Annotated in this window: 22 protein-coding genes; 12 read left to right on the top strand and 10 right to left on the bottom strand. The window is 66.0% G+C overall.

The window, feature by feature from the left end; all coding sequences use genetic code 11:
* Window positions 1-46: 46 nt before the first annotated feature.
* From V3388_RS03540 to V3388_RS03530, 3 genes are all read left to right on the top strand, one after another.
* Window positions 47-1,558: a CoA-acylating methylmalonate-semialdehyde dehydrogenase gene (locus tag V3388_RS03540; RefSeq protein WP_336366137.1), complete on the top strand. Its 1,512-nt coding sequence runs from the start codon at window positions 47-49 to the stop codon at window positions 1,556-1,558.
* Window positions 1,559-1,631: 73 nt separating this feature from the next.
* The gene (locus V3388_RS03535) at window positions 1,632-3,302 is read left to right on the top strand and encodes a GMC family oxidoreductase (RefSeq protein ID WP_336366136.1); all 1,671 of its coding nucleotides are present in this window, start codon (window positions 1,632-1,634) and stop codon (window positions 3,300-3,302) included.
* A 5-nt stretch (window positions 3,303-3,307) separates the two neighbouring features.
* The gene (locus V3388_RS03530) at window positions 3,308-3,928 is read left to right on the top strand and encodes a LysE family translocator (protein ID WP_336366135.1); all 621 of its coding nucleotides are present in this window, start codon (window positions 3,308-3,310) and stop codon (window positions 3,926-3,928) included.
* 93 nt (window positions 3,929-4,021) lie between these two features.
* On the opposite strand, the gene V3388_RS03525 is transcribed toward V3388_RS03530, so the two are convergent.
* Genes V3388_RS03525 through V3388_RS03515 form a run of 3 tightly spaced genes read right to left on the bottom strand, consistent with a single transcriptional unit; the run spans window position 4,022 to window position 6,970 of the window.
* Window positions 4,022-5,548 carry a tripartite tricarboxylate transporter permease gene (locus V3388_RS03525; RefSeq protein ID WP_336366134.1) on the bottom strand — a complete coding sequence of 509 codons (1,527 nt, stop codon included), beginning with the start codon at window positions 5,546-5,548 and terminating at the stop codon, window positions 4,022-4,024.
* Window position 5,549: 1 nt separating this feature from the next.
* A complete protein-coding gene (locus V3388_RS03520) occupies window positions 5,550-5,996 on the bottom strand; it encodes a tripartite tricarboxylate transporter TctB family protein (protein ID WP_336366133.1) in 447 nt (148 codons plus the stop codon).
* Window positions 5,993-6,970, bottom strand: coding sequence for a Bug family tripartite tricarboxylate transporter substrate binding protein (locus V3388_RS03515; RefSeq protein WP_336366458.1), 978 nt, complete (start codon window positions 6,968-6,970; stop codon window positions 5,993-5,995). Before V3388_RS03515 ends, V3388_RS03520 begins: the two co-directional genes overlap by 4 nt.
* 255 nt (window positions 6,971-7,225) lie before the next feature.
* On the opposite strand from V3388_RS03515, the gene V3388_RS03510 reads away from it, so the two are divergent.
* The 3 genes from V3388_RS03510 to V3388_RS03500 all read left to right on the top strand — a co-directional run bounded on the left by V3388_RS03510 (window position 7,226) and on the right by V3388_RS03500 (window position 11,750).
* On the top strand, window positions 7,226-8,860 hold the full coding sequence (locus V3388_RS03510) for an ATP-binding protein (protein ID WP_442915602.1): 1,635 nt from the start codon (window positions 7,226-7,228) through the stop codon (window positions 8,858-8,860).
* Window positions 8,857-9,564, top strand: a complete 708-nt coding sequence (locus V3388_RS03505) for a response regulator (protein WP_336366132.1) — start codon at window positions 8,857-8,859, stop codon at window positions 9,562-9,564. The genes V3388_RS03510 and V3388_RS03505 overlap by 4 nt, the downstream gene beginning before the upstream one ends.
* A 122-nt stretch (window positions 9,565-9,686) precedes the next feature.
* A complete protein-coding gene (locus V3388_RS03500; RefSeq protein ID WP_336366131.1) occupies window positions 9,687-11,750 on the top strand; it encodes a putative bifunctional diguanylate cyclase/phosphodiesterase in 2,064 nt (687 codons plus the stop codon).
* Here the strand turns inward: V3388_RS03500 and V3388_RS03495 are convergent.
* The 3 genes from V3388_RS03495 to V3388_RS03485 all read right to left on the bottom strand — a co-directional run bounded on the left by V3388_RS03495 (window position 11,743) and on the right by V3388_RS03485 (window position 13,894).
* On the bottom strand, window positions 11,743-12,534 hold the full coding sequence (locus tag V3388_RS03495; RefSeq protein WP_336366130.1) for a substrate-binding periplasmic protein: 792 nt from the start codon (window positions 12,532-12,534) through the stop codon (window positions 11,743-11,745). The genes V3388_RS03500 and V3388_RS03495 overlap by 8 nt on opposite strands.
* Window positions 12,535-12,672: 138 nt before the next feature.
* Window positions 12,673-13,566, bottom strand: coding sequence for a DMT family transporter (locus V3388_RS03490; RefSeq protein ID WP_336366129.1), 894 nt, complete (start codon window positions 13,564-13,566; stop codon window positions 12,673-12,675).
* 88 nt (window positions 13,567-13,654) lie between these two features.
* Window positions 13,655-13,894 carry a TIGR02647 family protein gene (locus V3388_RS03485; protein ID WP_336366128.1) on the bottom strand — a complete coding sequence of 80 codons (240 nt, stop codon included), beginning with the start codon at window positions 13,892-13,894 and terminating at the stop codon, window positions 13,655-13,657.
* A gap of 155 nt (window positions 13,895-14,049) precedes the next feature.
* On the opposite strand from V3388_RS03485, the gene V3388_RS03480 reads away from it, so the two are divergent.
* The gene (locus V3388_RS03480) at window positions 14,050-14,748 is read left to right on the top strand and encodes a transglycosylase SLT domain-containing protein (protein ID WP_336366127.1); all 699 of its coding nucleotides are present in this window, start codon (window positions 14,050-14,052) and stop codon (window positions 14,746-14,748) included.
* Between the two features lie 133 nt (window positions 14,749-14,881).
* Here V3388_RS03480 and putA read toward each other — a convergent pair whose 3' ends face one another.
* The gene (gene putA / locus V3388_RS03475; protein ID WP_336366126.1) at window positions 14,882-18,511 is read right to left on the bottom strand and encodes a bifunctional proline dehydrogenase/L-glutamate gamma-semialdehyde dehydrogenase PutA; all 3,630 of its coding nucleotides are present in this window, start codon (window positions 18,509-18,511) and stop codon (window positions 14,882-14,884) included.
* Window positions 18,512-18,713: 202 nt separating this feature from the next.
* Between putA and V3388_RS03470 the strand changes: the two genes are divergently transcribed.
* Window positions 18,714-19,166, top strand: coding sequence for a winged helix-turn-helix transcriptional regulator (locus V3388_RS03470; protein ID WP_336366125.1), 453 nt, complete (start codon window positions 18,714-18,716; stop codon window positions 19,164-19,166).
* Window positions 19,167-19,184: 18 nt separating this feature from the next.
* On the opposite strand, the gene mtgA is transcribed toward V3388_RS03470, so the two are convergent.
* Window positions 19,185-19,886, bottom strand: coding sequence for a monofunctional biosynthetic peptidoglycan transglycosylase (mtgA, locus tag V3388_RS03465; RefSeq protein WP_336366124.1), 702 nt, complete (start codon window positions 19,884-19,886; stop codon window positions 19,185-19,187).
* Window positions 19,887-19,922: 36 nt separating this feature from the next.
* Window positions 19,923-20,759, bottom strand: coding sequence for a helix-turn-helix domain-containing protein (locus V3388_RS03460; RefSeq protein WP_336366123.1), 837 nt, complete (start codon window positions 20,757-20,759; stop codon window positions 19,923-19,925).
* A 165-nt stretch (window positions 20,760-20,924) separates the two neighbouring features.
* Here V3388_RS03460 and V3388_RS03455 point away from each other — a divergent pair, with 165 nt between their 5' ends.
* The 3 genes from V3388_RS03455 to V3388_RS03445 are packed head-to-tail and all read left to right on the top strand — an operon-like array spanning window position 20,925 to window position 24,821.
* On the top strand, window positions 20,925-22,415 hold the full coding sequence (locus V3388_RS03455) for an alanine/glycine:cation symporter family protein (RefSeq protein WP_336366122.1): 1,491 nt from the start codon (window positions 20,925-20,927) through the stop codon (window positions 22,413-22,415).
* The gene (locus tag V3388_RS03450; RefSeq protein WP_336366121.1) at window positions 22,399-23,802 is read left to right on the top strand and encodes an aspartate ammonia-lyase; all 1,404 of its coding nucleotides are present in this window, start codon (window positions 22,399-22,401) and stop codon (window positions 23,800-23,802) included. Before V3388_RS03455 ends, V3388_RS03450 begins: the two co-directional genes overlap by 17 nt.
* On the top strand, window positions 23,799-24,821 hold the full coding sequence (locus V3388_RS03445; RefSeq protein WP_336366120.1) for a type I asparaginase: 1,023 nt from the start codon (window positions 23,799-23,801) through the stop codon (window positions 24,819-24,821). The genes V3388_RS03450 and V3388_RS03445 overlap by 4 nt, the downstream gene beginning before the upstream one ends.
* A gap of 41 nt (window positions 24,822-24,862) precedes the next feature.
* Here the strand turns inward: V3388_RS03445 and efpL are convergent, their stop codons facing one another.
* Window positions 24,863-25,429, bottom strand: a complete 567-nt coding sequence (gene efpL, locus V3388_RS03440; RefSeq protein WP_336366119.1) for an elongation factor P-like protein EfpL — start codon at window positions 25,427-25,429, stop codon at window positions 24,863-24,865.
* 94 nt (window positions 25,430-25,523) lie between these two features.
* Between efpL and V3388_RS03435 the strand changes: the two genes are divergently transcribed.
* The gene (locus V3388_RS03435; protein ID WP_336366118.1) at window positions 25,524-26,390 is read left to right on the top strand and encodes an NAD(P)-dependent oxidoreductase; all 867 of its coding nucleotides are present in this window, start codon (window positions 25,524-25,526) and stop codon (window positions 26,388-26,390) included.
* Window positions 26,391-26,414 lie beyond the last annotated feature (24 nt).

Here is a 26,414-nt window from a genome sequence, read left to right as displayed (position 1 = left end):
GGCTGGGCACGCCAGGCGACGCGCACCCACCACCGCGAGGCACCTTATGGCACAGGCAACGATCCAGCATTATATCAACGGGCAAATAACGTCAGGCGCATCGGAACGCTCCCAGGCCGTTTATAACCCGGCCACCGGCGCCGAGACCGGCCAGGTGGCGCTGGCCAACCGCGCGGACGTCGACGCTGCCGTTGCCGCTGCCAAAGCCGCCTTTCCGGCCTGGGCCGACACCCCGCCCATCCGCCGGGCCCGCGTGCTGTTCAAGTTCCTGGAACTACTAAACCGGCATAAGGACGACCTGGCCCGGGCCATCACCGCCGAGCATGGCAAGGTGTTCACCGACGCCCAGGGTGAAGTGGCCCGGGGCATTGATATCGTCGAGTTCGCCTGCGGCATTCCGCAGCTGCTGAAGGGCGACTACACCGAGCAGGTCAGCACCGGCATCGACAACTGGACCGTGCGCCAGCCCCTGGGCGTGGTGGCCGGCGTCACGCCGTTCAACTTCCCCGCCATGGTGCCCATGTGGATGTTCCCGGTGGCCATCGCCGCCGGCAACTGCTTTATCCTCAAGCCCAGCCCCCTGGACCCGAGCGCGTCTCTGATGATCGCAGACCTGCTGAAGCAGGCGGGGCTGCCGGAGGGTGTGTTCAACGTGGTCCAGGGCGATAAGGACGCGGTGGAAGCGCTGGTGGAACACCCGGACGTACAAGCTCTAAGCTTTGTCGGCTCCACCCCCATCGCCAACCTGCTGTACGAACAGGGCGCGCGCCACGGCAAGCGGGTGCAGGCCCTGGGCGGTGCCAAGAACCATATGGTGGTGATGCCGGACGCGGACCTGGACAAAGCCGTCGACGCCCTGATCGGCGCCGCCTATGGCAGCGCCGGCGAGCGCTGCATGGCCATCAGCGTGGCGGTGCTGGTGGGCGACGTGGCGGACACCCTGGTGCCCCGCCTCGCTGAGCGGGCCCGCACCCTGAAGGTGAAAGACGGCCGGGAGCTGGACGCGGAGATGGGCCCGATCGTGACCGCGGGCGCACACCAGCGCATCACCGGCTACATTGAAAAAGGCGTGGCCGAGGGCGCGCAACTGGTGGTGGACGGCCGCGAGTTTGACGCCACCACCACCGGCGACGGCTGCGAGAACGGTTTCTGGATGGGCGGCACCCTGTTCGATCACGTCACCCCGGAGATGACCATCTACCGGGAGGAAATCTTCGGCCCCGTGCTGGTGTGCGTGCGGGTGCCGGACGTCGGCTCCGCCATCGAGCTGATCAATAACCACGAGTTCGGCAACGGCGTCAGCTGCTTTACCGAAAGCGGCCACGTGGCCCGGGAATTCGGCCGCCGCATCCAGGTGGGCATGGTGGGCATCAACGTGCCCATTCCCGTGCCCATGGCCTGGCACGGCTTCGGCGGCTGGAAGCGGTCCCTGTTTGGCGACACCCACGCCTACGGCGAGGAAGGCGTGCGCTTCTACACCAAGCAGAAGTCCATCATGCAGCGCTGGTCCGACTCCATCGAAGGCGGCGCCGAATTCGTGATGCCCACGGCCAAGTAACCGGCCGTGGTGCGTGAGAGCGACTGACGGCCCGGTGCGTGGCATCGGGCATGGAGAGGGTATGGAGAGGGACATGACCAACAACAACACCCCGGACCCGTCCACCGAGTTTGACTACATCGTTGTCGGGGCCGGCTCCGCCGGCTGCCTGCTGGCCAACCGGCTTACCGCCGATCCGGGCAACCGGGTGCTGCTGATTGAGGCCGGCGGCCGGGACAATTACCACTGGATCCACATACCGGTGGGCTACCTGTACTGCATCGACAACCCGCGCACCGACTGGCGCTTTCGCACCGAGCCGGACCCCGGTCTGAACGGCCGCTCGCTGATCTACCCCCGGGGCAAAACCCTGGGGGGCTGCTCCAGCATCAACGGCATGCTGTACATCCGGGGCCAGGCCCGGGACTACAACCACTGGGCGGAGGTGACCGGCGAGCCCGACTGGGCCTGGGACAACTGCCTGCCCGACTTCATGCGTCACGAGGACCACTACCGGCTCGACGCGGGCGGCGACGCTGACCCGGAACACCGCCGGTACCACGGCCACGGCGGCGAGTGGCGGGTAGAACACCAGCGCCTGAAATGGCAGGTGCTCGAAGACTTCGCCGAGGCCTGCGTGCAGGCCGGCGTGCCCCGCACCCGGGACTTCAACCGGGGCGACAACGAAGGCGTGGACTATTTTGAGGTCAACCAGCGCTCGGGCTGGCGCTGGAATACGTCCAAGGCGTTTTTGCGAACGGCGGAAACGCGCCCGAACCTGACCCTGTGGCACTCCACTCACGTGCGCTCGCTGACCACCGACGCCTCGGGCGAGGTGCCCCGCTGCACCGGGGTGGAGGTGGAACGGCCCGACGGCACCGTCGTCATCGCCCAGGCCCGCCGGGAAGTGATTCTCAGCGCCGGCGCCATTGGTTCGCCGCAGTTGCTCCAGCTCTCGGGCATCGGCCCGGCCGAGCTGCTGCGCAGCCACGATATTCCGGTGGTGGCGGACCTGCCGGGGGTGGGCGAAAACCTGCAGGACCACCTGCAGATCCGCTCGGTGTACAAGGTCACCGGCGCGGTCACCCTGAACACCATGGCCAATTCCCTGGTGGGCAAGGCCCGCATCGGCCTGGAATACCTGCTGACCCGCTCCGGCCCCATGAGCATGGCACCGTCCCAGCTGTGCCTGTTCACCCGCAGCTCCAGCGAGTACGACTACGCCAACATCGAATACCACGTGCAGCCCCTGAGCCTGGACGCCTTCGGCCAGCCCCTGCACAGCTTCCCGGCGATCACCGCCAGCGTGTGCAACCTGAACCCGACCAGCCGGGGCACCGTGCGCATCCGCAGCGCCGACCCGAAAGTACCGCCGGCCATCGCCCCCAACTACCTGAGCACCCCGGAGGACCGGAAAGTGGCGGCGGACTCCCTGCGGGTGACCCGGCGCATTGCCGAGCAGCCGGCCTTTGCCCGTTACCAGCCGGAGGAGTTCAAGCCGGGTCTTCAGTACCAGACTGACGAGGAGCTGGCCAAGCTGGCCGGCGACATCGGCACCACCATCTTCCATCCGGTGGGCACCACCCGCATGGGCCGGGCGGACGACCCCCTGGCGGTGGTGGACCCGCACCTGCGGGTGCGGGGCGTGACTGGACTGCGGGTGGTGGATGCCGGCATCATGCCCACCATCACAAGCGGCAACACCAATTCCCCGACCCTGATGATCGCGGAAAAGGCCGCGCGCTGGATTCTGTACGGAGACTGACGTTAATGACCCTGGGCACCTGGCTGACCGTTGTGACCATCTGCATCCTCGGCGCCATGTCGCCCGGGCCGTCCCTGGCACTGGTGCTGCGCCAGACCCTCAGCGGCGGCCGGCGCAACGGCGTGATCACCGCCCTCAGCCACGGTGTGGGCGTCGGTATCTACGCGTTCCTGAGCGTGCTTGGCCTGGCCGCCGTGATCACCGCCTCCCCCACCGCCTTCACCGCCCTGCAGTGGGCCGGCGCCGCCTACCTGGCCTGGATCGGGTTCAAGGGCCTGACCGCCCGCGCCCCGGACAGCGACGCCGCCCTGCCCGACCCCGCCACCAGCCGCAGTGCGGCCCGGGATGGTTTCCTGATTGCGTTCTTCAACCCCAAGATCGCGGTGTTCTTCCTGGCCCTGTTCAGCCAGGTGGTGGGCACCGACACCACCCTGCTGGCCAAGTTCGGCTACGCCGCCACCGCCCTGGTGATCGACACCGGCTGGTACCTGCTGGTGGCCTGGCTGTTCTCCAACCCCCGCTGGCTCGACACCCTGCGCCGGCGCACCGTCTGGCTGGAGCGGGTGTTCGGGGCCATTCTGGTGGGCCTGGCGGGCCGCCTGGTGGCGGGCGTCGTCAGCCGCTGAGGCGCTCCCCCTCATTCGAAACGAGACACAAAAAACCGGGCCGAAGCCCGGTGGAAAAGAGCGCCGAAGCGCTTAGGGAGAATCCCCCGCCGCTCAGGGAGCGGTCGGGGACGGGTCAGCCGCGCGTTTCATCCGGCGACGCAGCAGCGGACCCACCACAACCGGCAGCACCAGGCCGAGGCCCGCTACCACCCAGAGCCCGATGGCCAGGGGCGTGCTCCAGAGCACGGTCCAGTCGCCGTCGGACAGCACCAGGGCGTGGCCCAGGTTCTTCTCCATCTCCGGCCCCAGCAGCATCCCCAGGATGATGGGCACCAGCGGAATATCCAGCTTGCGCAGCAGATACCCGGCCACGCCGAAAGCGACCATGAAGTACAGGTCGAAGGCGCTGTGGCTGATGGAGTAAATGCCCACGAACGCCACCATGGTGACGATGGGCATCAGGTACATGGGCGGCACCGACAGCAGCCGCACGAACACGCCCACCAGGGGAATGTTCAGGGCCAACAGCAGCACGTTGCCCACCAGCAGGGCCGCAATCACGCCCCAGACCACATCCGCGTGCTGGGTGAACATGAGCGGGCCCGGGGTGATGTTCAGGGAGATCAGCATGGCCAGCAGCACCGCGGTGGTGCCGCTGCCCGGCACCCCGAGGGTCAGCATGGGCACCAGCGCCCCGGAGGAGGCGCCGTTGTTGCCGGCCTCCGGCGCCACCACGCCGCGCACGTCACCCTTGCCGAAATGGCCGTCTTTGCCCACCACCTGCTTCTCCAGGGTGTAGCTGATAAAGCTGCCCAGGGAAGCCCCGGCGCCCGGCAGCACGCCGGCAATAAAGCCGAGCACACCGCCACGGAGCTGGGTCGGCACGGTTTTGAGCACCTCCCGGAAGGTGAGCGTCAGCTTGCCCACCCGGATCATCTTGTGGCCGCTACCCAGGCGCGCCTCGATGAACAGCAGCATCTCCGAAATGGCGAACAGGCCGACAATGGCCAGGATGAAATCAATGCCCTCGTACAGCTCCAGCACACCAAAGGTGTAGCGCTGGGTGCCGGTGGAAATGTCGATGCCGACGGTGGAGATCATCAGCCCGAGCGTCGCCGCCACCACCGTTTTCATCGGGTTCTTGCCGGTAATCCCGCCCAGGGTGGCGAACGCCAGCACGAACAGGGCAAAGTACTCCGCCGGGCCGAAGGTTAGCGCGAACCGGGCCAGCACCGGGGCCAGCAGGATCAACCCGATACAGCCGATCAGGCTGCCCATGAAGGAGGCGATGGCGGAGAACGCCAGGGCGTCCGCCGCCCGGCCCTGCTGTGCCATGGGGTAGCCGTCCAGGCAGGTCATCATGGCCGGTTCGTCCCCGGGAACGTTCAGCAGGATCGACGAAATCCGCCCGCCGTACATGGCACCGGCGTACACCGAGGTGAGCAGGATCATGGCGGTGGCCGGCGGCAGGCCCAGGGTAAACGCCAGGGGGATCAGGATGGCCACGCCGTTGGCGGGGCCAAGCCCGGGCAGGCAGCCGATCAGCGTGCCCACGAAGGCGCCGAACAGGGCGAACATCAGGTTGTACGGGGTCAGCGCCACCGCAAACCCGTCCATCAGGTAGTTGAGGGTGTCCATGTCAGCGCACCTCCAACAGGCCAGCCGGCAGGCTCAGGGACAATCCGTAGTTGAACAGGCCGAACACCAGCACGGCGCTCACCGCGCCCGTGGCCAGTGCCTTGCCGGGGGTTGCGCCCATGCGCCAGCTCAGGGTTCCGACCGCCAGCGTGGTGGAAATCACAAACCCGAGGGGCTCCAGCAGGAACGCATAGGCCACCAGCACCACCAGGGCAATCACCAGCTCCATCAGGGATTTGGCCGCTGGCCACTGGGCGTCCGGATCGGGCCGGATCATCAGATACAGGCTGCCGGCGACCAGCATCACCGACAGAATGGTGGGGAAGGTTTCCGGCCCCACGCCCTCGGCACCACCAAACGGTTCCGGCCACTGCTGGGCCGCCCAGCCGTAGGCGAGGGCCAGGACCAGAAGGCCCAGCCCCAGGATGCGATCACCGGCGCGGCTCATTTGAGCAAACCGATATCGCGGGACAGTTGCTCAATGTCGTTCACCTGGTTCTTCACGAACGACTCGAATTCAGACGCGGCCGGGTGGAACGGGATCAGGCCGTTGCTGGTCATTACCTGCTTCCACTCGTCGCTGGCGTACAGGGTGTTGATGGCATCTTTCCAGTAGGCCTTGGCCTCCGGGTCCGCGCCCTTGGGCATGTAGAATCCGCGCCAGTTCGGTCCTACCGCATCAATGCCCTGCTCCTTGGCGGTCGGGATGTTGTGGAACTTGCCCGGCAGACGCTCGTTGGCCAGTACCGCCAGCACCCGAAGGTCGCCGGATTCCATGAAGCCGGTGGCCTCGGAGATATCCCCGGTGAAGGCATCCACCTGGCCGCCAACCACCTGGGTCATGGCCTCACCGCCGTTGTTGTAGGACAGGTAAGGAATGGCCGGCAGTTTGTCCGCACCGGCGGCCTTGGCGGCAATCAGCACCTTCAGGTGATCCCAGCCGCCCCGGGCGCTGCCACCGGCAAACTTGACCGATTTCGGGTTGGCTTTGACCGCGTCCATCAGGTCGGTCAGGGACTGGTAGGGGGAGTCCTTGCCCACGGCGATGATGCCGTAATCGGCGCCCAGCGCCCCCACCCAGGTCACCATGTCGGCGTTCATGCCCGGGAACTGGCCCTGGGCCAGGCGGGTGGTGGTAGCGGTGGAGGCCGCGACCAGGAGCTGATCGTCATCCGCGCGCTTGCTCACCGTGTGGGCGAAGGCAACGCCGCCGCCGGCGCCGGCCATGTTCACCGTCTGGACGCTGCCGGGCACCAGGCTCAGGTCCTGCAGGACATTACCGGCGCTGCGGCAGGTGAAGTCCCACCCGCCGCCGGGATCGGCCGGGGCCAGGCACTCGACGGTGCCGGAGGGTTGCCAGGCGTGGGCGGACAGGGAAACGGCCGCGGCGGCCACGAAACCCAGGGAGCGCTTGAACAGCATCGGGATTTGCATCGGTCTTTGCATCGAAGGAACCTCTCGATTTGTTGTTGTGGGTATTGGTATCGCCCCTGTTGTATCAACGCCGGGCCTGGCCGCTGAAGCTTGTGGTCGTAAAGGGTGTATTGGGCATAAAACCCATTGTGTTCATAAAGAACACGGGCACCCCGGGCCGGCTTGCAGTACCCTTTTCAAACGCCCGAGGACGGCGCAGCCCTTCAAACCTTTTACCGTGCCACCGGCGCCTGCGGACCGACCGTGCTGACAAAACCGCGACTGAAGACCCGGATGATCCTCACCCTGTGCCTGCTGGGCGCCCTGCAGGCGCTGGTGCTCGGGGGCTTTGCCGGCTACTACCTGAACCGCTCCCTGAATGACGAAATTGCCCGCCGCGCCCTGATGGTGGCCAAGACCGTGGCCGCCTCGCCTTCGGTCATCGCCGGCGTGCAGGCCCGGGACGTGCCCTTCCTGAATACCTTTGCCCAGCGCCTGGCCCAGACCAACGACGCCCTGTTCATCGTGATCGGCGACCGCGATGCCATCCGCCTGGCACACCCGGACCCGAGCCGCCTCGGCCACTCCATGGCCGACGACGATGGCGATGACGGCCGGCTGGCCCTCGAGCAGGGGCAGGCCTATGTCGGCCGGGCCAAAGGAAGCCTTGGGGAATCCATGCGGGGCAAGGCGCCCATCATCGAGCCAGACAGCGGCGACATCATCGGCATCGTCTCCGTGGGCTACGGCCTCGATCAGATCGACAACACCATCCAGCGCTACAACCTGGTGCTGTACGGTGTGGTGGGCGTGGTGCTGATGCTCACCATCATCGCCGCCATCGTCATTGCCGGGCGCTTCAAACGGGCGATCTTCGGGCTGGAGCCGGAGCAGATCGGCCGGCTGTTCCAGGAGCGGGAAGCCACGTTGCAGTCGGTGCGAGAGGGCATCATCGCGATCAACCGGGACGGCATCATCACCACCGCCAACCGCGCCGCCTGCGAGACCCTGGGCCTGCCGCCGGACACCCCGCTGACCGGCCAGCCGATTCTGGACGTGCTGCCAGAAAGCGAGCTGCTGTCCGTGCTGGAGACGGGCGAGCCGGACTTTGACCGGGAGATCTGGCTGCGGGGGCGGCAGATGGTGGTCAACCGTTTGCCGGTGCGCCAGGGCGACCAGCTAACCGGGGTGGTGGCCAGCTTTCGCCTGCGCAACGAGCTGGACCAGGTCAGCCGCCGGCTCACCCGCATCCAGCAGTACGCCGACACCCTGCGCAGCCAGACCCATGAATACTCCAACAAGCTGCACACCATCGCCGGCCTGATCCAGCTGGGCGCCACCGACGAGGCCCTGGCCCTGATTGGCAACGAGGTCAGCGGCCACCAGGCCCTGTTGAGCCTGCTGATGGATTCGGTGCCGGACCCGGTGCTGGCCGGCTGCCTGCTGGGCAAGTACAACCGGGCCCGGGAGATGGGGCTGCACCTGGACATCGACCCGGACAGCCAGATGGCCGACGTGCCCGAGCGCCTGCCCCGGGACCAACTGGTCAGCGTGGTCGGCAACCTGATCGACAACGCCCTGGAAGCCACCCGGCTGCACACCGGCGCCGGCGGCCGGGTGGGACTGTCCATGACCGACCTGGGCGAGGAGTTGATCTTTGAACTGGAAGACCAGGGCCCCGGCGTGCCCGCCCATGCCCGGGAGACCATTTTCCGAAAGGGCGTCAGCACCAAGGGCGATGATCACGGCTATGGCCTGCACCTGGTTCGGCAGTTTCTTGACCGCTGGGGTGGATCGGTTACCGTGGAAGAACGGCCCAACGGAGGCAGCCGGTTCACCCTGTACCTTCCGAAACAGCCGCACATGGATCGCCAACGCCCAGAGGAGCCCGCCCATTGAATGCGCTGCGCGTCCTGATTGTGGAGGACGACCCCCAGATTGCCGAGATACAGCGCCGCTTCCTGGAGCGGATGGACGGCGTCGAGCTGTGTGGCCTTGCCCACACCCTCGCCGATGCCCGGGACCTGGTAGAAGTGCTAGCGCCGGACCTGCTGTTACTGGACGTCTACTTTCCCGACGGCAGCGGCCTCGACCTGCTGCGGGCGCTGCGGGCCAGCGGCAGCCACACGGATGTCATCCTGATCACCGCCGCACGGGAGGTGGATACCCTGCGCAACGCGCTACATGGCGGGGTATTTGACTACATTCTCAAGCCGCTGGTGTACGAGCGCCTGAACGATGCCCTGCAGCGTTACCGGGCCCACCGCCAGCGGCTGGAGGGCCTGAACCAACTGGCCCAGGAACACGTGGACGCACTCCTGCCCCGCGTCGGCACGGACCCCGGCAACCCGCCCGAGGCCGAATCGGCCCGGCCGTCGCGCCTGCCCAAGGGCATCGACCCGCTGACCCTGGAAAACGTCCGGCGCCTGCTGCACGGGGCCAGCCACTGGACCGCTGAAGACCTGGGCGGTCAGTTGGGCGCGTCCCGGACCACCGCCCGGCGATACCTGGAATACCTGGTGGGGACCGGTGAACTGGAGGCCGACGTGTCGTACGGAACGGTGGGGCGACCTGAGCGGCGTTACCGACTGGCCCGGCATTGATCGCCGCCAACAAGCTGGTTTTCCGCCGGCGTTGACCTATACTTCGAGCGGGACATGTCGTCGATAACGCGCGTTCCCGGCCTGCCGACATGGATGGATCGCACCTCGAAGGAGCTCTACCGGTGCCAAACGCTGTAAAACCGCCTGCCCACCTTGTTGATTCGAAGTTTCTGGCCCTGTCCGAGGCAGCCGTCGATGGCATCATCACCATTGACCGGCGCGGCGTGGTGACCTCTTTCAACCGGTCCGCCGAGCAGTTGTTCCAGTACACCCGCGATGAGGTCCTGGGCGGCAACGTGTCCATGCTCATGCCCACGGAGACCGCCGTCCACCACGACGCCTACATCGAGGACCACCTGAACACCGGGCACACCGGGGTGATCGGGGTGGGCCGTAAAGTCGAGGGCCGCCGCCGGGACGGTCACACCTTCCCGATGTACCTGTCTGTGGGCAAGTTCGAGATCGACGGTGACGTTGGCTTCGTCGGCATCTGCCATGACCTGACCGAGCATTACACGGCCCTGCAGCGGCTACGGCGCTCGGAAGAGCGTTACCATGACATCGTCGAGAGCCAGAGCCAGATGGTCTGCCGGCTGGACCGGAGCCTCCGGCTGACCTTCCTCAACCGGGCGCTGTCCGAGCTGATTGGCCGCGCGCCTGAACGAGCGCTGGGTTACCGGCTGGACGACCTGGGGGGGAACCTGTCGGAGGAGCAGCAAACGGCCATGCAGGCCCTGGTCCGGCCCCGGGGACACAGACAGGAGCTGAACCTGGTGATCCGCTTCTCCGCCGGTGACGACGCCCGATTCATCCAGTGGCGATTCCACCGGCTGCCCTCCGACGATGAGGAAATCCAGGGGTTTGGCATTGATGTCTCGGACCGGGAGCGGGCCCTGCTGGAAGCCACCTACCTGCAGACCCACGATCAGTTGACCGGGGCGCTGAACGCCCGGGCCTTTCTGCAGGCGCTCCAGCAGAACATTGCCCAGAAGCGGCAGTTCTCAGTCATGGCCTTCGATTTCGACAGTTTCGGGCTGGTTAACCAGAAACACGGCCACCATGTGGGCGATGCGCTGTTGCTGCTGGCCGCCCAGCGTATCCGGAGCGTTCTGCTGCGGCCCGCCATCGTCGGCCGATTTGGCGCCGACGAATTCTTTGTGGGGGCGCCGGTTACCGGCGCGCAGGACGCCCACAGCCTGGCCGAATCCATCCGCCAGCCCCTGGCCCAGCCCTACGATATTGATGGCGACATACTGCACCTGTCGGCATCCGGCGGCTTTGCCCTGTTCCCTACCCATACCGACTCACCGGACCAGTTGACCGACCTGGCCGAATCGGCCCTCAAGGACGCCAAACGCCAGAAGCGCTCCCTGGTGGCCTACGACGCCCAGCAGCACGTCCGCCTGCAACGACGCCTGGACATTCTCCAGCGCCTTAAAACAGCGCTGCGCGATCGCCGCCTGGAGGTCTACTTCCAGCACAAATACCGGTTCGAGGATGGTGGTCTGGCCGGCTGTGAGGCACTGCTACGGTGGCAGGACCCGGTACTGGGTTGGGTTTCCCCAGGGGAATTCATCCCCGCGGCGGAGGCCACGCCGATGGGTGAGGAAATCGACGGTTACGTGATCGACCGGGTGCTGGCGCTGCTCGCCGACCAGAAACTGCCGTGCGCCACGGTAGGGGTGAACATCACCGCCGACCACTTCGCCCAGCCGGATTTTGCCACCAGCGTGATCCAGAAACTCCGCAGACACGGGCTGCCGGGCAGCGCCCTGCAACTGGAGATCACTGAGGGGGTGCTGATGAACCGGACCGGGGCGGTCAGCGGCAACCTTCAGCAGCTACGCGAGGCCGGCGTGACCGTAGCCATCGACGATTTCGGATCCGGTTACTCGTCATTGAGCTACCTGCGCAACCTGATGGTGGACGAACTGAAGATCGACAAGACCTTTGTCGACGCCGTCGATACCGACGAGGGTGCAACCGTAGTGCACGCCATCGTCGATATTGGCCGGGCTTTCAACCTGAAAGTGGTGGCCGAGGGCGTGGAAACGCCGGACCAATGGCACCGCCTTCGAGAACTCGGCTGCGACGTGGGCCAGGGCTACCTGATGCACCGGCCGGAGCCGGCCGCCGGCGCCCTGACCCACCGGGATCCGTTCAGCCCACCCGGGCCAATCACTTGACCGCCTGATATCGAGCGTTGATCTGGTCGATCTCCCCAGCCTTGCGGGCGGCGTCCAGCGCTTTCTGCAGTTTGGCGACCACCGCCGGGTCGGTCTGCTTGCTCATGGCCAGGTACATGGGGGTTTCCCGGAACACCAATACCGGGCGCAGGCCCTCGATGCCGTATTTTTCCTTCGCCACCTTCGGGCCTACCAGACCGTCCGTGACCCAGAGGTCGATCTCACCCAGGGACAACCGGCGGGCGTTGACGTCGCCGGAGATGCTGGTGGTCACATTGAAGCCCTGGTCGATCAGGTAATCGGACATGACGTCGCCCTTGTAGCCGCCAATGCGCAGCTTGCGGGCATCCTCCAGGGAGTTGAGCGTGAGGGTCGAGCCCGGGGCCGCAAACAGAGTCCACTTGATGGGGGCCAGCGGCCCGACCCACTGGAACTGGTCTTCACGTTCGTCGGTGCGGGCGGTGCAGAACAGGCCGTGATTCTCGTGCTCCTGGACCCAGTTATAGGCATAGCTCCAGGCGCGCATTTTCATCACGTAGTCGAAATCGGTTCGGGCCATCATGGCCTTGACCATGTCCGTGCAGATACCGGTGATGTCTTCAGCCTTGTGGGCGTGGGCCTTGCCATCCACCGCTTCGTTGTAGGGTGGGTAATTCTCGGTAAAAATGTAGAGCCGGTCCGACGCCGAGGCGGCACCGCTGCCCGCCAGCACCACCAGCATCCAAAGCCCGCCAAACACGGCCCGCACGAGCCGCCCCCCACTGATTGCCGCAATTGCCCGCATCGTTGTCCCCCGGTTTTGTCATTTTCGGCCAATGCTTTTGGCCGTTTATGCTAATGGGAACGTTATGATGGCCGCTTTGGATCATAAAGTCAGCGCCCGCTGCGTGACAAAACGTAATGGGCCGGCGCCGGCCCGGAATCAGGGCCGGGCACTGGCCGGCCGGACCGTTACCAGACCCACCCCGGTGATGGCCACCAAGCCACCCAGAACGGCAAGGGGGCCCAGCGTCTCACCAAACAGCAGATAGGCCTCCAGCGCGGTCACCGGCGGCACCAGGTAAAACAGGCTGGCCACCTGGGAGGCGGCGCCCCGACGGATCAGCCACATCAGAATCAGGATGGCGCTCACCGACAACCCGAGCACCAGCCAGCCGAGCGCCAGCTGGAACTGCAGCGTCCACTCCACGGTGCGGGTTTCCAGGGTAAAGGCACCAATGGCAAAAAACGCGGCGGCGGCGGTGAACTGAATCAGGGTGCCGGCGATCAGGTCGGCGCCGGTGCCAAAGCGCTTCTGATACACCGTGCCCAGGGAAATCCCCAGCAGCGCCAGCCCCGCCCAGACCAGGGTCATGGGTGGCAGGCCGGCACCGTCCGACGGCGCCCCGAGTTTTTCCGCCAGCACCAGCGCGACCCCCACCAGGCCCAGCGCCAGCCCCAGCCACTGGCGCCCGCTCACCCGCTCCCGCAGAAACAGAACGGCGGCCAGAGCGGTCAGCAGCGGCTGCAGCCCCACAATCAGCGACACGACGCCGGCGGTCATACCCTGGTCGATGGCGTAAAACACGCCGCCGAGGTAGCAGCCGTGCACCAGCAACCCGGTCACCGCCAGGTGACCGGCGCCCCGCCAGCCCGGCCAGCGGGTGCGCATGACCACCGCCAATACCCCAAGAGGAATCAGGGTGATCAGCATGCGGATCATCAGCAGGGTGAACGGCTCGGCGTAGGGCAGGCCAAACTTGCCGCCGATAAAACCGGTGCTCCAGAGCCAGACAAACAGGGCGGGGACGAAAAACGAATAGAAAACCGGGGGCATGGTCAGGGCATCTTCTGTGTCGCGTGCGCAGCCCGCTAGTGTACAGGCTGGCGCACGCGCGAGACAGGCGCCGGGGAGCGGCTTTCGTCTAAGAACTCGCGAGGATCGCCTGCAACTGCTCCGTCAGCTCCACTGCCTCGCTGCCCAGGGGCGTCAGGTAGCCGCCGTCCTTCTGGGTGATCAGGCCCTTCGAGAACAGGCTTTCTGCCGCGCGGACCGTTTCCGGCGCCGCCGAGTGGCTATGGACCTTGATGCCTTCCTGAGTGGAGGACGAGGGAAACTGGAGCAGCAGGTTGAGTTCGGAAAGATGGTTGGGGGAAAAGGGCATGGCGTTTCCTTGTCGAATGCAGTCAACGTTCAGTCTAGGCGCCGGTGGCCACTTGGCAAGCCGGCGGGTAAGATAAACGCGGGAGCGCGCCGTCACCGGCCGAGACCAACAGCGCCGAACCCGTCCATACCGAACCGATTCATGCTGAGCCATCCATGACACGCTCTCTTGCTGCCACGGCGTTAACCGCCACCCTTCTTTGCGGGCTGACCCTGCCCGCACTGGCCGACAGCATCCAGCGCATTGTTCATCCAGACGGCACCGTTGAGTTCACCAATCGCCGGCAGCCGGATGCGCCGCTGGCGTCTTCCGCCGATGCGACGGTCTACCGGTACCGGGATGAGAACGGCGTCGTGTCCTACAGCGGCCTCCAGCCCCGGACGGCCACGTTTGATGTGATCCGCTTCCAGTGCTACGCCTGCGATCCGGATTCCCCGATCGACTGGCACAAGACACCCCTGTTCGTGACCCCATACAAGGATGAGGTCCGGGCGGCTGCCCGCACCTACCAGGTGGACCCGGCGCTGGTGCGGGCGGTGATCCATGCGGAGTCCGGCTTTAACCCGGAGGCGGTGTCGCCCCGGGGCGCCGAGGGCCTGATGCAACTGATGCCGGATACCGCCCGGGAGCTGGGCGTGGCCAATGCCCTTGAGGCCGCCGAGAACATTCGCGGCGGTGTGCGCTACCTGGCTCAGATGCTTAAACGCTTTGATGGCGACGTGCGCCTGGCCACCGCGGCCTACAACGCCGGCCCTGGCGCCGTTACCCGCTACAAGGGCGTGCCGCCCTACGCCGAGACCCAGGCGTACGTGAAGCGGGTGGGGATCCTTCGGGATCGCTACGCGGCCAAGTGATCGAGCCGCTGGCCTGACGCGCTTCCGGGAACGCGGAATCCCGGGCCTTTCATCATCCATTGCCCCTAACGCAAAACACCCCCGGCGGGTTGCCCCGCCGGGGGTGTTTTGCTTTCCGCGGTGTCGCCGGCCGTTATTCGGACGCAGCAATCAGGCTGGCGTTGCCGCCGGCCGCCGTGGTGTCCACGCAGAGGTGGCGTTCGATCACGTAACGCTGGTCCAGCGTGTGCTCGGTGATCAGCGGCAGCAGCGCGCCGGAGCGCTTGGCCAGGGCGGTACGGTACTGGCGCAGCAGCGAGGTCTCAGCCACGCTCACCACCGCCGCGAACCCGTTCAGGGACTCAAGGGCCTGCGGCTCCAGCATGCCGTCCACCGCCTGCACCGGCAGACCGGCCTTGATGGCATCCGCCATGGCCTTGTCCGCGCCCGGCGCAATCACCACCACCTTGTTACCCTGGGACAGCGCCACAGCGGCCTGTTCCCGGGCGCTCTCGGCGTCCGGCCCCAGGCACAGGACCACGCCCCGGGCGTGGTTGGACAGCCGGTTTTGCTCGCCGGTGGGCCCGGGCATGTCTTCGTAGCCCAGATCCAGCGGCTCTGGCACCTCGCCGAACACCGGCTTGAGGGCGGCTACCCGCTCCTCGGGAGCCGGCGCCTTCTGGCCGGCCAGGGCATCGATCAGCCCCTGCGCCTTGGCGGCGTCGAGGCCGTTGGCACTGGACTGGGCCGGCTTCTGCACGGTCTCGCCCTTCAGGAAGCGGCGCACATACTGCGGGCCGCCCGCCTTCGGGCCGGTGCCGGAAAGGCCTTCGCCGCCGAACGGCTGGGAGCCGACGATGGCGCCGATCTGGTTCCGGTTCACGTAGGTGTTGCCCACGTGAATCCGGCTGGCGATGCGCTCGATGCGGCGGTCTACCCGGCTGTGGATGCCGAAGGTGAGGCCATAGCCCTTGGCGTTCACCGCATCCACCACCTTGTCGAGGTCTTTCGCCTCAAAGGTGGCCACGTGCAGCACCGGCCCGAAGATCTCTTCCTCAAGCTCTTCGATGCCGCTGACCTTCAACACCGCGGGCGAGACAAACCGGCCGGTGTCCGGCACCGGCAGCTTCTTCAGCAGCTTGCCGGCTTTCTCGAACGCGGCCAGGTGGTCGTTGATCTTCTTCTTGGCGGTATCGTCAATCACCGGGCCCACGTCGGTGGACAGCAGCCACGGATCGCCAATGCCCAGTTCCTCCATGGCGCCGTAGAGCATGCCCAGCAGGTGATCGGCGATGTCTTTCTGGACATACAGCACCCGCAGCGCCGAGCAGCGTTGGCCGGCGCTCTGGAAGGACGAGGCCATGACGTCCCGCACCACCTGCTCCGGCAGTGCCGTCGAATCCACAATCATGGCGTTCAGGCCGCCGGTTTCCGCCACCAGCGGTGCGTCCGGCGCCATGTTCTCCGCCATCGCGGTGTTGATGCGATGGGCGGTGGCGGTAGAGCCGGTGAAGCAGACGCCGGTCACCCGGGCGTCAGAGGTCAGCGCGGAACCTACCGTGGCGCCGGTGCCCGGCAGCAGCTGGATGGCGTCTTTGGGAATGCCCGCCTCGTGCATCAGCTGCACGGCTCGCCAGGCCAACAGGGAAGTCTGCTCCGCCGGCTTGGCCACCACCGCGTTACCGGCCACCAGGTTGGCCAGGATCTGGCCGGTGAAGATGGCCAGCGGGAAGTTCCACGGGGAGATACAGCACATCACGCCCCGGGCCTGGCCGTCGTTCTGATAGCGCAGGCCCTCGTTGGCGTAGAACTGGGCGAAGTCCACCGCCTCACGGATTTCAGCGATCGCATCCAGCAGGGATTTGCCCGCTTCCCGGGTGGTCAGGGCAAACAGCTCGTGGGCGTGTTCCTCGTACAGATCACCGACCTTGCGCAGGCACGCGGCCCGGTCTTCCATGGACATGGCGGACCAACGCTTGAAGCCGTCCTGGGCGGCGTCCAGGGCGGCATCGATGTCCGCCTCGGAGGTGAACGTGATCTGCCCCACCAGATCCTCCGGATTGGCCGGGTTGCGCACCTCCTGCACGTCGGTGCTCTGGCTGTCCACCGCCAGCAGGGGGCCGCCCTGCCACTGGTGCGTGCGGTAGGCATTACGGCCCTCGTCGATCTCGGCCACGGTCACCGGATCGGTAATGTCCCAGCCCTTGGAGTTGCGGCGCTGGTCACCAAAGATCTTCGCCGGCGGTACAATCGCCTTGCTGGAAATCTTGCGGCCGAAGGATTCCACCACGTCGATCGGGTCCCGGGCGATCTCTTCCGGGGTGATCCGGGTATCGACAATCTGGTTCACGAACGAGCTGTTGGCGCCGTTTTCCAGCAGGCGGCGCACCAGGTACGCCAGCAGGTCCTGGTGGGCGCCCACCGGGGCGTAGATGCGACACGGAATGCCGCTGTCCTGGATCACCTGGTCGTGCAGGGACTCGCCCATGCCGTGCAGGCGCTGGAACTCGAATTTCTCCTTGCTGACGTCCCGGGCCAGTTCCAGCACCGCCGTCACCGAGTGGGCGTTGTGGGTGGCGAACTGCGGGTAGATCCGGTCCGTCATGCCCAGCAGTTTGCGGGCGCAGGAGACGTAGGACACGTCACTGCAGGCCTTGCGGGTGAACACCGGGAAATCGGTCAGGCCCATCACCTGGGCGCGCTTGATCTCCGCGTCCCAGTAGGCGCCCTTCACCAGCCGCACCATGATCTTGCGATCGAGCTTGGTGGACAGCGCATAGAGCCAGTCCAGGGTCTGGGCAGCGCGCTTGCCGAAGGCCTGCACCACCACGCCGAAGCCGTTCCAGTCTTTCAGTTCCGGATCGGACAGGATCACTTCGATCACGTCCAGGGACAGGTCCAGGCGGTCCTGCTCCTCGGCGTCGATGTTAAAGCCCATGTTGGCCCGGGCGGCCTTTCTGGCCAGCTCCAGGGCGCGGGGCGCCAGCTCTTTCATCACCCGCTCTTTCTGGCCGTACTCGTACCGCGCCAGCAGCGCGGACAGTTTTACCGAGATGCCCGGGTTGGTGCGCACGTCGCCTTCACAGTTCTTGGCGATGCTGTCGATGGCGTCGGAGTAGGACTGGAAGTAGCGCTGGGCGTCCGCATCGGTACGGGCGGCCTCACCCAGCATGTCGTAGGAGTAGGTGTAGCCGCGCTTGACGTAGTACTGGCCACGCTCCTGGGCCTCTTCAATATCGCGGCCCAGCACGAACTGGCGGCCCATTTCCTTCATGGCCTGGTTGGCCACACGGCGAACGACCGGCTCGCCCATGCGCTTGACCAGCTTGCGCAGGGTCTCGCCCACGCTCTGGCGCTCGGAATCCTTGAGCAGGTTGCTGGTCATCAGCAGCGCCAGGGTGGCGGTGTTGATCATGCCGGACTGGGCCTTGCCCACGTGGGCGCCCCAGTTGCCGGAGGTGATCTTGTCTTCAATCAGATCAACGATGGTGAAGTTGTCCGGCACCCGCAGCAGCGCCTCGGCCAGGCACATCAGGGCAACGCCTTCCTTGGTGGTCAGGCCGTACTCGGCCAGGAACTTCTCCATGATGGTGGGGGTGGCGTTGTCCCGGACGCGGCGGACAAGCTCGGCCGCCTGACGGGACATGTTGTCCCGCTCTTCACGGCTCAGGGCCGCGTCGTCAATCAGGCGACGGATGACCTCGTATTCGTCCGCGAGGTAGTTCCGGCGGATCGCCTCACGGCTTTGCTCCAGTGACGGAGTCACGCTTACTTGCGGTCCCATGGCTGTCTCCTCATTCGTTGATCGCATCTTGACCGCATTTTAGCGAAGCCAGTGCCTGCCGTTTTCCTGTACGTGGGGGAAATGGCGACCTATTTTCCCTTTTTCGGGAAATGAAACTTAATTTAGGCGTGTGTAATGGCTAAAATCAGTCACTTTGACTTTTGCGGCCGGTTTGATGCCGGTGTCTAGAAGGATAGCAGCCATGACAGATCTCGACAGGATTGATCTATCGATTGTCCGGGAATTGCAGAAAAACGGCCGGATTACGGTAACCGAGCTGGCCTCCCGGGTGGGGCTGTCCAAGACCCCCTGCCAGGTGCGCATGCGCCGGCTGGAGGAGCAGGGCTACCTGACCGGCTACACCGCGCTGGTGAATCAGACCAAGCTGGGCCTCTCCCACATCGCCTTCGCCCAGGTCACCCTGAACGACACCAGCAGCAAGGCCCTGGCCAGCTTCAACGACGCCGTGCGCAAGATTTCGGCGGTGGAGCAGTGCCACATGATGGCGGCGAATTTTGATTACCTGCTGAAAATCCGCACCCGAAACATGGCGGAATACCGCCAGGTGCTGGGCGAGCAGGTGTCCAGCCTGCCCCACGTGCTGCAGACCAGTACCTTTGTGGTGATGGAAAGCGTGAAAGACGCCGGGCTCTGAGCCCGGCCGGCCAACCCCTTACAGCCCGCGGAGATAGCCCCGCCCGAGCTGATCCATCTGCTGGCGGATCCAACGGACACGTTGCCAGACGTAGGGCGACGGCTCGCCCGCTCGCATCACCTGCGGGTTGGGCAGTACCGCCGCCAGCCGGGCCGCCTGGGTGGGGCTGAGCTGGCGGGCCGGCACGCCGAAAAAGCGCTGGCTGGCGGCCTCAACGCCGTAGATCCCGGGCCCGAATTCCGCGATGTTCAGGTACACCTCCAGAATGCGCCGCTTTGGCCAGAGCGCGTCCACCGTGATCGCCAGCCCCGCTTCCAAGCCCTTGCGCAGCAGGTTGCGGCCGTTCCACAGGAACAGGTTCTTGGCGGTCTGCTGGGTAATGGTGCTGGCCCCCCGAAGGCCGTCACCGTCCAGGTAATCGCCCAGGGCGGTTTCAATGGCGGTGAAATCGACGCCCCAGTGGTCCGGGAACCGCTGGTCCTCGCTGGCCACCACCGCCAGCCGCATCCACGGCGAGATCTGATCATAATTCACCCAAGCCTGATGGGGCGCCCGGCCGCCATGGTCCAGCCGGTACCCCACCATGAACGCTGACGTGGGCGGGTTGACCACCCGCAGCAGCAGAATCAGCGCAACGATCGCCACGATGGCGCCGACCAGGCTCCAGGTGAGCCACCGCAACGTTTGCCGCCCCCATTGCCGTATACCCTTTGCGCGCATCTCGTGTGGGTTCTCCGTTCAGGTCCGTAAGCGGTGTCAGTGGCGGGCGCGGAACAGGGTCTCGCCCGGGGCCATATCGTTGCGCACCGCCGCCAGTATGGCGGGGTCCAGGCGCGGGTCCGAGGTGTCGTACAGGCCACAGCTGGCCAGGGCCCGGCGCACCCGAACCTCCGGCCCCAGGTACTCGTAAAGCACCCGGGCGCAGCAGGGCATGCGCTCGGAGTTGTCCGAGACCCCGAGTTTCAGGCCGGTCAGCCGGGTGACCCGGTTGCGGAAGCTGGGAAACAGGATGGTCTGGGTGACCTCGTGCCGGTTCAGGGTCTCGTAATCCACCAGGAACAAACGATCGGTGAGCAGATAGGCCACGCCCTGGTAGCGGTTGTGGCACGGCGGCGCGCTGCCCGTTGCCCGCATGCGTTCGGTGCGCTGGAACACCACGCGGTCGCCCTGCCGCTCCAGGCACACCAGGTTTTGCAGCAACTGCCCCGGCGCGGACATGGACAAATAGTACTCGTAGTAATACCCCAGATAGCGGTCGATATCGCCCCGGCTGTCCTGGTCCAGGCGGGCCAGGTGGCCGGCCAGCGGGTCCGCGCCGCTCTGTGCCGCCGGCTCTACCCGCTCCGGGCGAACGTGCACCACCCGCTGGAACTGACCGTGGGGCAGGAACAGGGCCTGCTCGTCCACCCCGAAAAAGTCGCACAGCCGCCGGAGCGTGTGGGCCGAGGGCCGGTGCTGGCCGCTGAGGTACCGGTTGAACTGGGGCCGGTTCAGGCCCAGGCGCCGGCACACGTCGGCGATGGACTTGTAATAGCTGCACAGCAATCGAAGATTCTGGGCGAACGCCTGGTTCACCGGGTCGGGCTCGTTCATGGCTGGCTCAGTGCGGTCATGGGCGTTGCGACACCTTGCGATGGCGCAGTCTGTCGCTATAGGTGCGCCAGTTCGCGCCACCTTAACGTCACCCTGCGAATTCTATCAGCGGCATCTGGCCGGTTAAATAGTGATCTGCCACAACAACAACGTCCGGAGTCTTTTATGCTCGCTTTTCTGAACGACCTGCTCTGGGGCAAAGTCCTGATTGCCCTCCTGCTCCTTGTGGGCATCGGTTTTACCCTGGCTTCCCGCTTTGTGCAGTTCCGCTATTTCGGGCGGATGTTCCGTATTCTCAGCGCCAGCCAGGCGTTCCAGAAGGACAAACACGGCCATCTGAGTTCCTTCCAGGCCCTGCTGCTGTCCGTGGCCGGCCGGGTCGGCGGCGGCAACATCGCCGGCGTTGCCGTGGCCATCACCCTGGGCGGCCCGGGTGCCATCTTCTGGATGTGGGTGGTGGGCCTGATGGGCATGGCCACCAGTTTCCTGGAGTGCACCCTGGCACAAACCTACAAGCGCGCGGAGGCGGACGGCACCTACCGGGGCGGCCCCGCCCACTACATCGTGCGCGGCCTGGGCAAACGCTGGAGCTGGATGGCGGGGCTGTATTCCATTCTCCTGCTGGTGACCTTCGGGTTTGGCTTTACCGCCCTGCAGTCCTACGCCGTAGCCACCTCCGTGGGTGACGCCTTCGGCGTGCCCGTGTTCTACACCGGCATCGCCCTGGCCATGATGGTGGGCCTGATCATCTTCGGCGGCGTGCGCCGGATTGCCCGGGTGGCCGAGTTCCTGGTGCCGATCATGGCCGGCGGCTACCTGCTGATCACCGCCGTGGTGCTGGCGATGAACCTGGACCGCATCCCGGACGCCCTCTCCCTGATTGTGAACAGCGCCTTCGGGCTGGAGCCGGCCATTGGCGGCGGCATTGGCGCGGCCATCCTGATGGGGGTCAAGCGCGGCCTGTTCTCCAACGAAGCCGGCCTGGGCAGCGCGCCGAACGTGGCGGCGGTGGCCTACGTGCCCCACCCCGCCAACCAGGGCGTGGTGCAGGCGTTTTCCGTGTTCATCGATACCCTGATCATCTGCACCTCCACCGCCTGCATTATTCTGCTCAGCGGCATCTATGACCCGTCCATGTCCACGGACGTCGGCGGCGTGGCCCTGACCCAGTCGGCCCTGGCGGATCACGTAGGCGACTGGGGCCGCAGTTTTGTCAGCGTGGCGCTGGTGCTCTTTGCCTTCAGCACCATTCTGTACAACTACTACCTGGGCGAGAACAGCCTCAACTTCTTCAAGTCCGAAAGCCCGAACCTGTACAACACCTTCCGGGTGGCCATCATCGGCCTGGTGTGCTGGGGCTCCACCACGGACCTGGGCACCGTGTTCGGCTTCGCCGACGTCACCATGGGCCTGCTGGCGCTGGTCAACCTGGTGGCCCTGCTGCAACTGTTCAAGCCCGGCCTGCGGGTGCTCCGGGATTTTGACGACCAGCTGCGCCAGGGCATCGAGCAGCCGGTGTTTGACGTCAACCGCTTTTCCGACATGAACGTGGATGCCTCCGCCTGGACCATCGAGCCCGAGGACCTGGAGCGTCTGCGTGCCCACACTGGCCAACCGTCCACGGGAACCGCTGCCGCCCATGACCACTCGCACTGAACACGACCTGCTCGGGGACCTCGAGGTCCCCGCCGACGCCTGGTACGGCGTCCAGACCCAGCGTGCGCTGGATAACTTCGCCATCACCGGCGTGCCCATCGGCCACTTTCCCGACCTGGTGCGGGCGCTGGTGATGGTCAAAAAGGCCGCGGCCCTGGCCAACCGGGATCTGGGGGCGCTGGTGCCCCACAAGGCCGACGCCATCGTGAGCGCCTGCGACGACATCCTGGCCGGGCAGCTGCACGACCAGTTCGTGGTGGACCTGATCCAGGGCGGCGCTGGCACCTCCACCAACATGAACGCCAACGAGGTGATCGCCAACCTGGCCCTGCGCAAACTCGGCCACGGCAAGGGCGAGTACCAGCACCTGCACCCGAACGACGACGTCAACCGGTCCCAGTCCACCAACGATGCCTACCCGAGCGCGGTGTGCCTGGCGGTGCAGTTTGCCGCCGAGCCCCTGGAGCGGGCCATCGCCAGCCTGAAGGAGAGCCTGGAAGCCAAGGGCCGGGAATTTGCCGACGTGGTGAAAATGGGCCGCACCCAGCTGCAGGATGCGGTGCCCATGACCCTGGGCCAGGAGTTCGAGGCCTTTGCGGTGAACCTGGGCGAGGACATCGACCGGCTGCGGGAAGCGTCTGCCCTGCTCTGCGAGATCAATCTGGGCGGCACCGCCATCGGCACCGGCATCAACACCCACCCGCGCTATCAGTCCCTGGCCGTGCGCCACCTGGCGGCGATTTCCGGGAAACCGCTGGTGTCTGCCAGTAATCTGGTGGAGGCGTCCTCGGACATGGGGGCGTTTGTGTTCTTCTCCGGCATTCTGAAACGATTTGCGGTGAAGCTCGGCAAAATGTGTAATGATCTTCGCCTGTTGTCCTCCGGCCCACGGACCGGACTGGGCGAAATCTCGCTGCCGCCCCGCCAGCCCGGCTCCTCCATCATGCCGGGTAAGGTCAACCCGGTGATTCCGGAGGCGGTGAACCAGACGGCCTATCAGGTGATTGCCAGCGATCTGGCGGTCACTCTCGCGGCCGAAGCCGGCCAACTGCAGTTGAACGCCATGGAACCGCTGATTGCCTACAACCTGCTGAACTCCCTGACCATGCTGACCTCCGCCTGCACCATGCTGGAAGAGCGCTGCATCCAGGGCATTCAGGCGAACGTGGCCCAGTGCGCCCGGCACCTGGACAACAGCATCGGCATTGTCACCGCGCTGGTGCCGCGGCTGGGCTACAGCAACGCCACCCGCATTGCCTCCGCCGCGCTGACCAGCGGCGCGACCGTGCGGGAGCTGGTGCTGGCCGAAGGCCTGCTGGACGCCAACGAATTGGACCGGCTGCTCAGCCCCCGCGCCATGCTGGCACCCTCCGGGGACGACGCGTGAGTCGGCGCATCCTGATCCTGCACACCGGCGGCACCATCGGCATGGTGCCCTCGGAGAACGGCTATGTGCCGGGGGCCAACCTCGGTGAGCTGCTGGCGGACCGGCTGGGGGGCCGGCAGGCGGAGCTGCCCCGGTTTGAGGTGCAGGAGCTGGACCATCTGATCGACAGCGCCAACCTGACGCCGTCCGACTGGACGCGGATCGCCCGGCCCCTGATCGACCAGTGGGAACACTACGACGGGTTCGTGGTGCTGCACGGCACCGACACCATGGCGTACACCGCCTCGGCGCTGTCCTACCTGCTCCGGGGCTGCGACCGGCCGGTGATCCTCACCGGCTCCCAGATCCCCCTCGGCCTGCCCCGGACGGACGCCCTGGACAACGTCACCACCGCGCTGGTGCTGGCGGCCTCCGAACACATTCACGAAGTGTGCCTGTGCTTCCGGGGGCGGTTGCTGCGGGGCAACCGGGCGAGAAAACTCAAGACCAGCGGCCTGGACGCATTCGATTCGCCGAACGCGCCGGCGCTCGGGCGGGCGGGTATTGAACTGGAACTGCGGCGGGATTTGCTGTTGCCGCCCGGGCATCCGGACTTCCAGTTGCCGGACATGGACGCCAACGCCGTGGCGGTGCTGGCACTGTACCCGGGCATTCCGGCCCGGCTGGTGGAGGCCACCCTGGCCCTGCCCGGGTTGAAAGGACTGATCCTGCACACCTTCGGCGCCGGCAACGCGCCGGACGCCAACCCGGCACTGATCCAGGCCCTCGCGGACGGCATCGAACGGGGCATCGCGGTGATCAACATCAGCCAGTGCCCGATCGGCGGCGTCAGCCAGAAAGCCTATGCCTCCGGTGCGGCGCTGGATGGCATCGGCGTGGTGGCCGGCGGCGACCTGACGCCGGAAGCCGCCTTCGCCAAGCTGCACGTGCTGCTGGCGGGCGGCGTCCAGGGAGAGGATCTGCGCCGGCAGTTCCAGGCGCCCCGGGCGGGCGATTCTACCCCCGCGACGCCTTTCTGAGCCCGGCCACGGCCTTCTGACCCCGGCGCGGGCTCCGGACCTCAGGCCCGGCTGAGGAACCGACGCTCTTCCACGTTGATCTTGATGCGGTCACCGCTGGAAATGTGCTCCGGCACCTGCACCACCAGCCCGGTCACCAGTTTGGCCGGCTTGGTGCGGGCGGTGGCCGAGCCACCCTTCACGGACGGATCCGTCTCCACAATCTCCAGCTCCACGGTCGGCGGCAGCACCAGCGCCACCGGCGTCTCGCTCACCAGAACGACCATCAGGCCCTCGGTTTCCTCGGTAATGAACAGCAGATCGTCCTCGATGGCGTCGCCGTTCAGCATGTACTGGGTGAAATCCTCTGAGTCCATGAACACGTACTCGTTACCGTCAGCGTAGGAAAACATCGCCGGACGGCGCACCAGGTCCGCCAGGTTGAGCATGTCCGAATCCTTGAAGGTTTCGTCCAGCTTCTGGTTGGTCACCACATCGTACATGCGCATGCGATAGAGACTGCCCCCGGCCCGGCCCTGGGGCACGGAGCGCTCGATGTCCTTGACGAAGTACACCCGGCCCTCGTATTCGATGGCCTGATTCTTTTTGATTTCACTGGCTTTTGGCATGTCGGATGTTCCTGAAAAAAAGAGGGTCAAAACCGATGGACAACGGGCTGCTGGTATACCATGACTTTACCCATTAATCGATAAGGAGACTGCTATGAACGTTGCCTTCATTGGCCTTGGCATTATGGGAAGCCGCATGTCCCGCAACCTGCTGGATGCCCCCAACCTGTCCGTGACCGTGTTCAACCGGTCTCCGGAACCGGCGAAGGCCCTGGCCGAGGCCGGCGCCCGGGTGGCGGACAGCCCGGCGGCCGCCGTGGCCGGGGCGGATGTGGTGGTCACCATGCTGAGCACGCCGGACGCCGTGGAGGCGGTCGCCTTCGGCGACAACGGGTTTGTCGAGGCCGCCCCGGCGAACGCGGTGTGGATGAACTGCTCTACGGTGGACCCGAGCTACACCCGACGCTGCGACCAGCGCGCCCGGGACCGGGGCCTGCGCTTCCTGGACGCCCCGGTGGCGGGCACCAAGGCGCCGGCAGCCGCCGGTGAACTGACCTTCCTGATCGGCGGCGATACCGAGGATCTGGAGCAGGTGCGCCCGTTGATCGACCGCATGGGCCAGAAAGCCCTGCACGTGGGTGACGCCGGCCAGGGCAGCGCCTTCAAGATGCTGGTGAATGCCCTGCTGGCGCAGAGCATGGCGGTGTTTGCCGAAACCGCGCGGCTCGGAGAAGCGCTGGGGTTCAGCCGGGACTTCCTGATGGAGACGCTGCCCAACCTGCCGGTCTCAGCGCCCTTCCTGAAAGGCAAAGCCGGGCTGATCAAGGACGGGAACTACGAGGCGCAGTTCCCGCTGGAACTGATGCTCAAGGACCTGAAACTGCTGGAGGACACCGCCTACGAGCAGCAGCAGCCGCTGTTCCTGGCGGGCCTGGCCAAATCCCTGTATGCGCAGGCCAACCAGGCCGGCCGGGGCCGGGACGACTTTTCCGCGATCTTCGACGTCCTCGGCCGCGACTGAATCCGGCGGCTCACAGCGCCGGCC

The organism is Marinobacter sp. C2H3, from assembly GCF_037080155.1.
In the GTDB taxonomy this organism is placed as follows: domain Bacteria; phylum Pseudomonadota; class Gammaproteobacteria; order Pseudomonadales; family Oleiphilaceae; genus Marinobacter.
The sequence above is the reverse complement of the archived record's forward strand: the minus strand, read 5'-3'. Positions and strand labels throughout refer to the sequence as shown.

Coding starts and splice junctions, on each gene's coding strand:
- V3388_RS03515 (WP_336366458.1), bottom strand. CDS start 6,970: ATGCTGTTCAAGCGCTCCCTGGGTTTCGTGGCCGCCGCGGCCGTTTCC.
- V3388_RS03490 (WP_336366129.1), bottom strand. CDS start 13,566: ATGCCCCCGGTTTTCTATTCGTTTTTCGTCCCCGCCCTGTTTGTCTGG.
- V3388_RS03455 (WP_336366122.1), top strand. CDS start 20,925: ATGCTCGCTTTTCTGAACGACCTGCTCTGGGGCAAAGTCCTGATTGCC.
- V3388_RS03460 (WP_336366123.1), bottom strand. CDS start 20,759: ATGAACGAGCCCGACCCGGTGAACCAGGCGTTCGCCCAGAATCTTCGA.
- mtgA (WP_336366124.1), bottom strand. CDS start 19,886: ATGCGCGCAAAGGGTATACGGCAATGGGGGCGGCAAACGTTGCGGTGG.
- V3388_RS03535 (WP_336366136.1), top strand. CDS start 1,632: ATGACCAACAACAACACCCCGGACCCGTCCACCGAGTTTGACTACATC.
- efpL (WP_336366119.1), bottom strand. CDS start 25,429: ATGCCAAAAGCCAGTGAAATCAAAAAGAATCAGGCCATCGAATACGAG.
- V3388_RS03540 (WP_336366137.1), top strand. CDS start 47: ATGGCACAGGCAACGATCCAGCATTATATCAACGGGCAAATAACGTCA.
- V3388_RS03450 (WP_336366121.1), top strand. CDS start 22,399: ATGACCACTCGCACTGAACACGACCTGCTCGGGGACCTCGAGGTCCCC.
- V3388_RS03480 (WP_336366127.1), top strand. CDS start 14,050: ATGACACGCTCTCTTGCTGCCACGGCGTTAACCGCCACCCTTCTTTGC.
- V3388_RS03495 (WP_336366130.1), bottom strand. CDS start 12,534: ATGCGGGCAATTGCGGCAATCAGTGGGGGGCGGCTCGTGCGGGCCGTG.
- V3388_RS03525 (WP_336366134.1), bottom strand. CDS start 5,548: ATGGACACCCTCAACTACCTGATGGACGGGTTTGCGGTGGCGCTGACC.
- V3388_RS03435 (WP_336366118.1), top strand. CDS start 25,524: ATGAACGTTGCCTTCATTGGCCTTGGCATTATGGGAAGCCGCATGTCC.
- V3388_RS03520 (WP_336366133.1), bottom strand. CDS start 5,996: ATGAGCCGCGCCGGTGATCGCATCCTGGGGCTGGGCCTTCTGGTCCTG.
- V3388_RS03470 (WP_336366125.1), top strand. CDS start 18,714: ATGACAGATCTCGACAGGATTGATCTATCGATTGTCCGGGAATTGCAG.
- V3388_RS03530 (WP_336366135.1), top strand. CDS start 3,308: ATGACCCTGGGCACCTGGCTGACCGTTGTGACCATCTGCATCCTCGGC.
- V3388_RS03485 (WP_336366128.1), bottom strand. CDS start 13,894: ATGCCCTTTTCCCCCAACCATCTTTCCGAACTCAACCTGCTGCTCCAG.
- putA (WP_336366126.1), bottom strand. CDS start 18,511: ATGGGACCGCAAGTAAGCGTGACTCCGTCACTGGAGCAAAGCCGTGAG.